Genomic DNA, 12057 nt, shown 5'->3' with positions numbered 1-12057 from the left:
AGAATGTGAATGAAATGCAATATACGAACCGCCAAGTACGCCAAGAGCGCCAAGAGAATAAACCTCCTCTCTCTGCGCCTCTGCGTCTGGTGCAATTAATTTCTCAGTTGTTTCATTGACCAAATAATGGCATGAGCGCCTAGCATTTGAGAGTATATTTTTCCCTGATTATCGTGTATAATAAAATCTGCGATCGCACTACTCGGAGTCTTCGCTTTTATTTCACAAGAAACATAAAATGGTTCATTGTGTGGAGTAGGGGCAAATTGTTCAAATTTCTCTACTTTTCCTGGTAAGCAACCTTCTTGATGAAAGTGTTGTGTCCATATCCATAAGGCGTGCATACTTAAGTCTGTTGTATAAGGATTCACCCATTTAACGGGGAATTGTCCTTGTTTTTGAGGACTGATTTCTGTCCACAAACATTCTGTGGTAATTTTTTCAGGGGTAATATTTAAAACTCTTTGCACTTCTTGAAATGAAGGGCCGTGAAATAATGTCGCCCCACCATTTTGATAGAAATCTTTGCCTGTGGTGCTAATGATGTTATCTGAATTTAGATTGATAGCTGCATAAGTAGGAGAGTTAGGAATTACTCTATGCAGGTTGAGTTGAGCGCTAAAATGATAATGGGTTTTTCCGGCTGGGTTTTTACTCCAGATTTTAGCTTTAATGACAATTTTTTCGGCGTTGATTTTTTCAACTTCTTCTATATCGAGAATATGTTCTTTGGCTAAGTTATGGTTAAAGGTAATTCCCTTTAAAACTTTGAAATCTGTGTAATTGAATAATCGATAACCGGGATACATTTCCTCACAGCAATTAATTATCCATGTCATTGCACAGGTAGCAGGTAATACGGGAGAACCTGCTATTGCATGGTCATATAAAAAGGGATTCGCTTCCAGTTTCATCTGGCGACGGATGCGATGAGTCCGGAGTTGGGAATCTAATTCTATAGTTGGGGGAACCAATGGACTACCAATGACAACTTGTGCAGTGTCATTATGGGCTGGGTGCAATTCGTTAACTAACATTTGTGTACCCGCATCCACAGGAATAATATCAAATCCCCTTTCTGCAAGCGCTTTTTTTAGTTCTGGTGACACCATCCCACTATCCCAAGCACCCCAGTTAATGGCGACTACATGACACTGAGGATGATTTTGCTTAATTAAATGGGCAGATTTATTGAGAATTTCGTTAGCGATCGCATAATCAGATTGTCCAATATTGCCGTAAAATCCAGTTACGGAGGAGAACAATACTAAATGCTGGAGTTGCTCAAGGTTCACACAAGTCAAGAGATTTTCTAATCCCTGCACCTTAGCTGTGTAAACCTTTTCAAAATCCTGGTCTGTCTTCTTTTCAATCAGCTTATCAGCTAAATTTCCCGCCCCGTGGATAATCCCAGTGATTGCACCTACAGCCGCTAATTTTTGCTGTAAATCTGCAACATTTGTGACATCTACACTAATATATTCGGCTTGAGCGCCTGTTTCTTGGATACTTGCTAAGGTTTTTTTAATTTCTCGACTGGAAACGATTTTGTTATATATCTTCAGTACACTCATAGGAGTTGGTTTTTCTCCTTGAGACAGAAGATTTTCCATGATGCGTTTCTTTAAGGCTGGTTCTTCGATACAATCTTGAGCAAATGCTGGTTCAATTTCTAAAAGCTCGGAACGACCAAGGAGAATAAATTTACAAGGTTGGTGCTGCGCCATTTTAATTGCACATTGGGCTGTAATCCCTTTTGCACCACCACTGACAACAAAAACTGATGAAGGGCGAACTTGAGTTTGTGTAGTCATATTTTTTATGATTAAAGAGGAACTAACCACAGAGACGCAGAGTACACAGAGAGATGAGACTTAGTGTTCTTTCTTCTTTGCGTCTTTGCGCCTTTGCGTGAGACAAAAAATAATCCTGAAACGCAGAGGGAGATATGGTTATACCTCCCTCATTAACGTTACTTCTCGAAAGAAGCAACTAAGGTTACGCGTCCTTGGGAACCGTAAGCAACTTCGCTGATATAATTATTGGGGTCGTGCAGTTCAGCGATAATATGTTCTGCTGACTGTTGGGGATTGATAGCTGGACTTAAGTCAATGGCGCGAGTAAAGACTTTTGGCCATTCCCACTTTAGAGATTTGGTTAATCCAAATAATCCAGCACCAATCACTCCGAAGTTGATGTTATGTTCTAAGCCAAAAGCACCATCTAAACGGTTGACAGTTAAGAAACAACTGCGTTCATAACCCGCCACTTCATTGAGAGTTTGCTTGAGATGTTTGGCTATGAAGAACACGTGCTTGACAATGGCTTTTTCTTGTTCTAAGTAAGCAGGTGTCTGATTTCTCTGAAATACTGGATGAATATGAATGAATGCACCAATGTTGCCGAAGTGAGTCGCGATCGCAGATAATTTATGTTGGAGTAATTCTTCGGTCATATCTGCGAGAACTACGCGATTCACTCCGACTGGTAAAGACGATTGTTGAGGAACGATAGATGGGGGGAAACTTAAAATTACCACTTTCCCGCCTCGTTCGCTTAAAGTTTGAGCTAATTTGGAGGTGGTGAGGGAACCATCGTCAGTAATTACACTCACGTGTCCCTCTGGTAAAGCAAAATCTAAACTATCCGGTGGTGGGAGGAATTGCAGTTTAGCTGGTCGCCGTGTCACACCCTCTATTACCTGGACTGGCTGGTAACTAAACGACCGCTGAGACTTTTTTTTTTCACCTCCAGCAGCCAGCTTTTGGAGATAATCAACTATTTGACCAATGGTGCGGAGGTCTCCCAGTTCTTCAATATTGGGTTGGGGTAAATTAGGGTACTTATCTTGCATCGCGCCCAATATTTCTACCCGTTTGATGGAGTCAATTCCTAAATCAGCCTCCATATCCATTTCCATTTCCAGCATCTCAACTGGATAGCCAGTTTTATCACTGGTGATGGCTAATAAGTTATTACCTAAGTCGGCTAAGTCAATTTTAGGTGCAGATATAGGTTCAGGTGCTGTTTCAACTACAGGGGCTGGTGTTACTGCTACAGGTGCTGGTGCTGTTTCAACTACAGGGGCTGGTGTTACTGCTACAGGTTCAGGTGCTGTTTCAACTACAGGGGCTGGTGTTACTGCTACAGGTTCAGGTACTGTTTCAACTACAGGGGCTGGTGTTACTGCTACAGGCGCTGGTGCTAGTGTCTCTGTGGGCTGAGTTGTTACCTGAGTGGAAATGATTTGAGAATATTCTTGTTGGATAAGTTGGAAAAACTTCTTGGCGTATTCTAACTGTTCTACAAGATATTGCTCATGGATGCGTAGGGTTTCACCTTGTTGGCTGTGAAACTGCATCATTCCCCGTTCTACACTTTCTTTGACAACTAGCTGAAGTTGTGCTGATTCATCGTTAGATTTGCTGTTGGCAAACACAGCGTTCTGTTGCTGCATCAATTGGAAAAACGCTTTGGTGTATTCCATCTGATGTTGCAGATAAGTCCCGTGGACTTGCAGATTTTCGGTTTGATTTTGCTGGAACTGTGTCAGCAGATATTCTAAACTTTCTAACGCCCGTTGGTAATTTACAGGTTTTTCTGGTGTTGGTTGCATCTTTGTCTCCTGGGCTATTGCAGTCGGAAGAATCACAGGATTCATTTGAGGCTGCGGTGCAGTATTAGTAGATTTATGTGAAAATTCGGGCAGACTATCGATAGGATGGGCAACACGTCCATTAGTGGTATGTTCTTTAACTGGTGGTGTGCTGGCTACAACTTCCGAAAAGTCCGGTGTGGAAGTCATTGGTAAACTTACTTGATGTCCGTTCCGCAAAGCTTCAGGAAAGGCATTCTTGGTTTTTTCGGACACATAGTTCATGCCGTTTAAACGCACATTTATCGCCTTCTTCTTCTCCACTGGTGGTAGTGCAGGTTCTACTTGATACGGATCGAGGTTTTTCAAAGATAAGCCCACTACACGCAACTGTACAGCCGCTTCTCGCAAGGAACGATCGCTGTTCTTTTGAGTGCTGGGGTTCAATGAGATGGTAAGATGTGGGCGATCGCCTAAAATATCTTTTACCAAGTTGGTCAAAATCCGCCGGGGACCAAATTCCACAAAGCAATAGCCACCCGCAGCATAGATATTTTCAATTTCCTGTTTAAACATCACCGAATTAGACAGGTGAGTTTCCAGAATTTTCTGAATTGCTTGGGCTTCTTGGGGATAGGGTTTACCTGTAACGTTGGTGAAGACAGGAATTTGAGGCTGATTGAATTTAACAGATTTAGTGGCGATCGCAAAGGATTTTTGAGCAAAAGCAATTAACGGCGTGTGGAAAGCAGCAGACACAGGTAACACCACCGCAGTACAACCTTGTTCCTGTAAAGCTTGTCTCACCTTAGCGATTTCTGCCGTCGGCCCTGCCAAAACAATTTGTGTGGGAGAATTAAAGTTAGCAATGGTAACTTGGGGATAATTCCGCAACACCACCGCAACCTTACTAATTTCTTCCTTCACCGCCAACATACTCCCAGCATCATGGTCTGGGTCTTCTGGCGCAGCCATCGCTTGACCTCTAGACTTCACTAGAAACAAATAATCTGCTTCACTCAAAACCCCCGCAGCCCATAAAGCTGTTAGTTCGCCAAAGCTGTGTCCCGCCACAAAATCAGATTTAAATCCCGCTTGTTGCAATATAGAATACAAACCAGCGCTAAATACCCCAATGGCAGGTTGAGCGTATTCTGTGCGTTGCAGTGCAGCAATTTGGGCATTTTTTTCTGCCTCATCAAACACCGGATGGGGAAAGACAATTTCTGAAACTGGTTGCAAATTATCTTTGAGTAGCAAACTATCCATACAGCCATGCAAACGGCGCATGGTAGGAAAGTTCATTACCAATTCTCGCCCCATTTCCAGGTATTGCGAACCCTGTCCAGAAAATAGAGAAACAACCTTTCCGCCCAACTCCATCCCAGAGGAACGATAATAAATACCTTGAGGATGTTCCCAAGATGTTGCAGAAGCCTTGTGTTTCAGCCAGTCAATACTAACCTGCATCAACTTACAAGCTTCTTGGAGATTCTCAGCCACAAACCCAACTCTAGCTGCAACCTGGGGAATCTCCACTGATTGACATTCTTTCACTAATGCAGCAAAGTGTCCTTCACCATCGGCTGACTGTAACTGATTGAAAGTTTCTTCACATTTACTCAACAGTTGTGCGGGACTATTCGCAAATAGCAACACCTCACGAGCTGTACTGTGTAAACGGTAGGGAAGATTTTTTTCAGTTTCGTATTCTTCTAAAACCACGTGATAATTTGTTCCACCAAAACCGAAAGAACTTACCCCAGCCCGTCTTGGTGCTTCACCTTCCGCCCGAATCCAAGGTCTAGTTTGGGTATTCAAATAAAATGATGAATTTTTGATATCCAGCTTAGGATTTGGTTCAGTAATATTGATGGTTGCGGGTAAAACTTTGTGATGCAGTGCCAAAGCTGTTTTAATCAAACTTGCAGCACCAGCCGCCGCTTTGGTATGTCCAATTTGAGATTTTACACTCCCCAAAGCGATATGCTGTTTTTGGGAATCATGCTGACTAAAGTAGTCTCTTAAAGAACTGAACTCGGTGGGGTCGCCAGCCATTGTTCCAGTCCCGTGGGCTTCCATTAACCCTACAGTCGCCGGAGAAAAGTCAGCATCATCATAAGCACGTTCCAAGGCTCTAACTTGACCTTCCTTGCGGGGAGCATAAATACTCTTGTAGCGACCATCACTAGAAGTACCAATACCTTTAATTACGGCATAAATTTTATCATTGTCCCGTTCCGCATCTTCCAGACGCTTGAGGACATACATACAAACACCTTCACCCAGCAACATCCCATCAGATTTAGCATCGAAAGGTTTAGTGTTTTCGCTAGGAGAAACGGCTGGTGTTTTGCTGAAAGAAATGTAAGCCATGATAGTGTTGTCAGTATCAACACCACCTGTGAGCATCATATCAGCCCGATGTTCCACCAGTTCGCTGATAGCCATTTTCAAAGCACCAAAGGAACTAGCGCAAGCCGCATCCACGACACAATTTGTCCCACCAAAATTCAAGCGGTTCGCAATTCTTCCCGCCACCACATTCGCCAACATTCCAGGAAAAGCATTTTCATCCCATTTGATATAGGCGCTTTTAATTTTTTCGATAATTTTTTGAGTATCTTCATCAGAAATACCACTGCTTTTGAGTGCTTTTTCCCAAACAGGATACTCTAGCCGAGCTGAAAGTGGCATTCCCAATTGCTTGGCCATAGCCACCCCCAAGATGACTCCAATCTTCTCACGGCTAAATTCACGGGAGTCACCATAACCAGCATCTTCCATTGCTTCTTTAGCAATTACCAAACCTAATAGCTGGGAAATATCTGTAACTTCCAAGATGCTGGGAGGAATACCAAATTCCATTGGGTTAAAATCAACCTCTGGAATAAACCCACCTCTTTTACAGTAGGTTTTGTCTTCAGGGGTTCTGGGGTTGGGGTCGTAATAATCTTCGACGCTCCAATGTGTGGACGGGACATCAGTAATACAATCAATTTTGTTAACGATATTTTGCCAGTATTCCCGTAAATTTCTAGCTTGAGGTAATAGAGAAGCCATCCCGACAATAGCTATGGGATTTTGTGCTAATTTCCTATTAATTTTGTTAACTGACATTGGTGTTTCCTTGCTCAACTTCTTGTCCTCTATTGACCTAATCAAAGTTTTCTCAACACTTTTGATAAGGCTCTCTAACTCTGCCAAAGCCGTATCAATTGAATAAGCAGACATAAGGCATATACTGTTCTTAAGTTCTGTGGATTGTGATAGCTTGTGTGGCGATCGCTACGGTAATTCCTAATTCGTAATTCGTAATGCTCCCTTTCCTGCGGAACGCTACGCGAACGTAATTAAGAACTCAGATTTAGTCTGATTTGGCAGAACTGGTATAGTTTATAGCACCTGACAAAGAAACGAAGTACACATTTTAATTTTATTAATCTTGTGGAGTCAGCAGGAAAGCCCGCCATTGTGTACCTCAGTTGGAGGAAATATACTGAAACTGCTTGTTTCTAAATCAACCACACACGATACATACTGTTTTTCCGCCCTAATTAATGGCTGCTTTGAGCAATTCCAGGCAATTTCGGAATCCAGCATTCGTGAAATAATCTTATACAGGACTCGATTCTTGATATTGAGGCAATAGGTCAATCACGTTGTTGAAGCTGGAAAAATAGTCTTGGAGTACGTTAGCTGCTTGACCAGTGAATTCCATCCATTCGTAATGATAGAGATTTTCAGTGAGCGTATCCCACTGGATCAAGGAAAACTGAGGAGTAGCTACTAGGACAGAAACGCCTTTTTCTCCCAAACTAGTTTGAGTATCTAGCCTAACCGCAGCAACGTAGCTGGTGTTAATGACAACGTTCTGAATCTTGATAAATGCCATAGCCAGTTTCAGCTTCCAAGATAATTTATTTTAAGCAATTTGACCCAGAAAAGTTGACAACTTCGTTACAGAAAAAACATTCCTCGATATTCTGAATTCATGCATTTTTCTGAAGAAATACTCACACACTTATAGGGTGATGCAAATGCAGTCAGGTTTAGTTTTTCTTTTTCAAATTTGAACAAAATAACTAATTTTCCTTGCCGCTTTGAAAGGGTTGAATTAATAAAAACAATAGCATGATTCACAGAAACTAAATCATTTGTTTAAGGTAATTTTATAAATAAACTAGATTCTTGCTGGTAGCAATTTTGTAAAAGACACGATATACAAGTATTTTAATTAACTTGATTTTATTTTCATGATTTAGCTAAATTGCCTTCATAATCTCATTTTTTTATCTCAGTACGTATCTCTTATGTCACCAGTTATAGTTTAATTAACACTTTTGCAAAATACCAAGCCATTTAAACTTATTTTTCAGAAGAACATCATAATTAAAGCCAAAAAAATGATTCCCTTTTAAAATAAAACTACCTATATAAACCAATGGTAATTTATAAAGCAAATATTAATTTGGAAGATAGTGCATAATAAACAAATCCTATTTGTGATGAATTGCCTAAACTTTGACCGCATCTAGTAATGTCTGACAAAGCAGTTACAGATTTAGAAATAACTTTGTGAATCAAAGAAGACGAAAGGTAGTTAAGTAAGGAAGTTTAAAGTAATTTCTCACTCCCCCTGCTCCCCGCTCCCTGCCCCTGCTCTCAAAACGACGGGATATTTTTTTATTTGGAAGTCTCTAAGACCCCAAGCCAATTTTATGGGGTAGTTTACTAGTCCATTTCTGCCACCGCATGATTCCCCGGTTCACCAATTGGGGATTTTCATCGCCAATAAAACAAATTCGCCCCATTCTTTCGCAAGCAATGAGAATTTCACCATTTCCCATAAAGGGAGCAATTACAAAATTATTCTGATGGGTATACAAATTAATTAAGTAGTTGACAATACCTTCTACTCCGTCAACATTAATTGATGTCTGTGGCTGAGATATTGATTGATGAGAAAAAATTCCTACATACAGATTACCTAGAACTAATTCATATTGAAAAGGCATTTGGTTATGGCGATAAAAATTATAAATATGACCTTCAGAACGCAACACCGCCACAACTCGCGCCTCATCTATTAAGTAATTATGCTCCCAAGTCTGAGAAAGGGTAGCGATCGCTAAAGCTGCATTTGATGGTAACAGGTTTCTAAATTCTGAACTAGCAGTACGATCACAATACACTAAATGCCTTCCCAGCATCCATTCTTCACCAATTTTAACTTTAATTTCATCACTAACGAGTGGTTCCGGTTGACGTTGACTTTTCTTTTGCGCCAACTTAGCTTCCCGTTGCGCCATAGCACTTTTGTATGCCAAAATCTGTAAATCTTTTTGCTGCGCTCTAGCTTCCAGCATCAATTGAGCTTGCTTTGCCGATTCTGCCGCATCTCCTCTCGCCTCGGCTAATTCCCAAGCCTTTTGAGACTCTTCTGCCAAAATCCGCTCTTTACTCCCAGCCCTAGCCACCTTGAGTAGTGCAGTAGGGCTATCAGCAATGGGCGAACCCTTAATTATTTCTTTCACCTCTACATGAATACTTTTAGCAATCTGCTTACCGTGCTGAAAGGTGCGTTCAGAATACCCAACCTCTTTCGCTAACTCCACAGTGCGCTTTAACGGTGGTGAAACCGTTTCGCCACCTTTGGCTGTATATTGATTATCGCCAACCTTTGCCCTTAAACCCATCCGTGCTAAGATTTCGTCTCGCTCAAACCACAGTTCCGAACGCTCCAAAGGTTCCAACTCATTACGAATCAAATTCTCATCAATTTCCGCTAAACGGGATTGGTCAGAATTTTCATAGTTAACAATATTGCACTCAACAGCCTCCAGCCCTAAAAGTTTGCAAGCTGTCAAACGATGTAGCCCCGCAATCAGATTCAGCTTTTGATCCACCGTAATCGGGTTTAATAAACCATTAGCCCGAATTGACTCCTTCAACTCATTCACCTTTTCGCCCTTAACCGGACGGCGGTTGCGACCAATCCGAATTTGGTCTATGGACACTATAGGCATAATTACTATTTTTAAGGGCAGTCAGTCCAAGGAATATCTCAATATATTGCATCACTATGCTCAATGGCGAGTCAAAGAAGAGGCAGGGGGGCAAGGGGCAGGGTGCAGGGGAGAAAAAAACAGGTTATTACAGGTATTTTTAGGTAAATAGATCACGTGGTAGGGGCGCAAGGCCTTGCGCCCCTACGACAAATGTAGTTCAAATACATGAAAACTGATGTAAGTAAGGAAGTTTAAAGTAATTTCTAACTCCCCCTTGCTCCCTGCTCCCTGCTCCCCTGCCTCTTTTGACACCAAGCAACACCAGATTGACAAAAACAGCAATATTTGCAATACTCAAAGACAAGCTAACTCGAATTTTTCATAGTTAACTTTCTCAGCGCTTCGACTATCTTAAAATTTAGCTTTTCATCCTAGTCAGATTGTATTTTACACTACTTGATTCGGTGTCAAACTAGGATAAAACTAAGAAAGATTTGCAGTCACACCACCATGAAATCAGTGAACAGTGAACAAGGCTTGTGGTGGAATAACTCAACCCAATAATGTCTCTTGACTGCTGATAACTGATAACGACGGCTGTACAGGCGTACAACAATTTATATAGAACTAATTAGACCTCTCAATTTACTGAAATAAAACTACAGAGAAAAATGCTCTTGGTTAATTTGTAGATGAGTCTATTGCATTCAAATGATATAGCCATTTAGGTTGTCCCCTGGCATAGCACAATTGGAATAAAAATATGGCAGCAAACAAAGAACGCCAGTTCCTCACAAAACCCCTCGGTCGGTGGCGGATAATTTTGGCAGCTTCTATCACTTTAGCGACTGGATTAGTAACTTTTTACAGCCTTTCACAAAATCGATTTAGCACTCAAGTTCAGACTACTCCAGCGAATTTGCCCCAGCCTACTGCTACCCCTGCTAAACTTGCGGTGACAGCTTTGGGACGTTTGCAACCTGACGGTGAAGTGACAAATTTGTCTGCACCCAATTCAGTCAACGGTGTGCGGGTTGAAAAAACCTTGGTGAAGGAAGGAGAAGAAGTTAAAGCTGGACAAGTATTGGCATATTTAGAAAATTATGCTCGCTCCACAGCCGCCTTGCAACAGGCTTTAGATCAACTAGAAATTGCCAAGGCTAGACTAGCACAAGTCCAGTCTGGAGCTAAACCCGGAGATATTGCCGCCCAAAGAGCTGCGATCGCCCGTTTAGAGTCACAATTAAAAGGAGACATTGCGGCTCAACAAGCGACAATCAATCGTATCCAGGCTGAAGTAGATAACGCCCAAAGCGAAAACAATCGATATCAGCAGTTATACAAAGACGGTGCTGTTTCCGCCTCCGTCGCAGATACTAGGGCGTTACAACTCAAGACTGTACAACAGCAGCTGGCAGAAGCCAAAGCCAGTCTCAACCGAACTCGAAACACACTTCAAGACCAACTCAAAGAAGCCAAAGCCAGACTTAACAGTATTAGCGAAGTCCGTACCGTTGATGTAGAATTGGCACAAACTGAAGTCAAAAGTGCTGTAACTGCTATCAAACAAGCACAAGCAGACCAAGAATTAACATACCTCAAATCTCCTATAAACGGTCAAATTTTAAAAATTCACGCCAAAACAGGCGAAGTAATTAGCAGTAACGGATTTGCTGAGATAGGTAAAATATCTCAAATGTATGTAATTGCCGAAGTGTATCAAACTGACATTCAAAAAGTAAAAATAGGCCAAAAAGCAACCATTACTAGCAACGCCTTTTCCGGAAAAATAGAGGGAACTGTCAGCAAAATAGGTTGGCAAATTGACAGACAAAGCATCTTCAGCCTTAATCCCGCAGCAGATACAGACCGCAGAATAGTTGAAGTAAAAATCAGTATCAGCGACCCCGCAGATAGCCAACGGGTAGCCCGATTAACAAACTTACAAGTAGACGTAGCCATTCAACTCTAAATATACCTAGCGTAACCATAGTTGCGCTAAATTTCCTTCTTTCCTTTGCGTCCTTCTCCCAAAGGGAGAGGCTAACGCCAATGCGGTACTTTCCTCATATAAATTGCGTCCCCACAAAACAAAATCCCAAATGGTATTAAACCATGAATTTTAAAATTCCTTTAGCATGGCTACAGCTAGCCCAACAAAAAGTTAGGTTTCTCGTGGCTGTAGCTGGGATTGCTTTTATTGTGCTACTCACCTTCATTCAACTAGGCTTTCAAGATGCGCTTTATTCTAGTGCTACCGCACTGCATCAAAATCTCCAAGGTGATCTATTTTTAGTTAGTTCACAATATAAATCTTTAACCGCAACTCAAAGTTTTTCCCGCAGCCGTTTATACCAAACCTTGGGTTTTGATGGTGTAGAGTCAGTTAGCCCCATATATTTGCAATTTGCGAAATTAAAAAATCCCGCAACTGGAGAGAAATATTCCATA

General features: G+C 41.6%; 5 protein-coding genes and 1 pseudogene. 2 read left to right on the top strand and 4 right to left on the bottom strand.

Annotation, left to right across the window (positions count from 1 at the left end):
* Positions 1 to 95: 95 nt before the first annotated feature.
* The 4 genes from VB654_RS13180 to VB654_RS13165 all read right to left on the bottom strand — a co-directional run bounded on the left by VB654_RS13180 (position 96) and on the right by VB654_RS13165 (position 9624).
* On the bottom strand, positions 96 to 1814 hold the full coding sequence (locus VB654_RS13180) for an SDR family NAD(P)-dependent oxidoreductase (protein ID WP_323214224.1): 1719 nt from the start codon (positions 1812 to 1814) through the stop codon (positions 96 to 98).
* Between the two features lie 158 nt (positions 1815 to 1972).
* Complete coding sequence (locus tag VB654_RS13175; RefSeq protein WP_323214223.1) at positions 1973 to 6829, bottom strand: polyketide synthase; 4857 nt, start codon at positions 6827 to 6829, stop codon at positions 1973 to 1975.
* 382 nt (positions 6830 to 7211) lie between these two features.
* Positions 7212 to 7490 carry a hypothetical protein gene (locus VB654_RS13170; protein ID WP_323214222.1) on the bottom strand — a complete coding sequence of 93 codons (279 nt, stop codon included), beginning with the start codon at positions 7488 to 7490 and terminating at the stop codon, positions 7212 to 7214.
* An 805-nt stretch (positions 7491 to 8295) separates the two neighbouring features.
* Entirely contained in the window at positions 8296 to 9624 is a 1329-nt protein-coding gene (locus VB654_RS13165; protein WP_323214221.1) for a ParB N-terminal domain-containing protein, read from the bottom strand.
* Positions 9625 to 10369: 745 nt separating this feature from the next.
* On the opposite strand from VB654_RS13165, the gene VB654_RS13160 reads away from it, so the two are divergent.
* Positions 10370 to 11578, top strand: coding sequence for an ABC exporter membrane fusion protein (locus VB654_RS13160; RefSeq protein WP_323214220.1), 1209 nt, complete (start codon positions 10370 to 10372; stop codon positions 11576 to 11578).
* 143 nt (positions 11579 to 11721) lie between these two features.
* Positions 11722 to 12057 (top strand): annotated as a pseudogene (locus VB654_RS13155) (ABC transporter); the annotation flags it as partial.

The organism is Nodularia sp. UHCC 0506 (assembly GCF_034931045.1).
Lineage (GTDB): Bacteria > Cyanobacteriota > Cyanobacteriia > Cyanobacteriales > Nostocaceae > Nodularia.
This window is presented reverse-complemented; position numbering and strand designations above follow the sequence as displayed.

What these genes read in the sequence shown, in the direction of transcription:
- VB654_RS13170 (WP_323214222.1), bottom strand. Translation starts at nt 7,490, where the DNA reads ATGGCATTTATCAAGATTCAGAACGTTGTCATTAACACCAGCTACGTT.
- VB654_RS13165 (WP_323214221.1), bottom strand. Translation starts at nt 9,624, where the DNA reads ATGCCTATAGTGTCCATAGACCAAATTCGGATTGGTCGCAACCGCCGT.
- VB654_RS13180 (WP_323214224.1), bottom strand. Translation starts at nt 1,814, where the DNA reads ATGACTACACAAACTCAAGTTCGCCCTTCATCAGTTTTTGTTGTCAGT.
- VB654_RS13160 (WP_323214220.1), top strand. Translation starts at nt 10,370, where the DNA reads ATGGCAGCAAACAAAGAACGCCAGTTCCTCACAAAACCCCTCGGTCGG.
- VB654_RS13175 (WP_323214223.1), bottom strand. Translation starts at nt 6,829, where the DNA reads ATGTCTGCTTATTCAATTGATACGGCTTTGGCAGAGTTAGAGAGCCTT.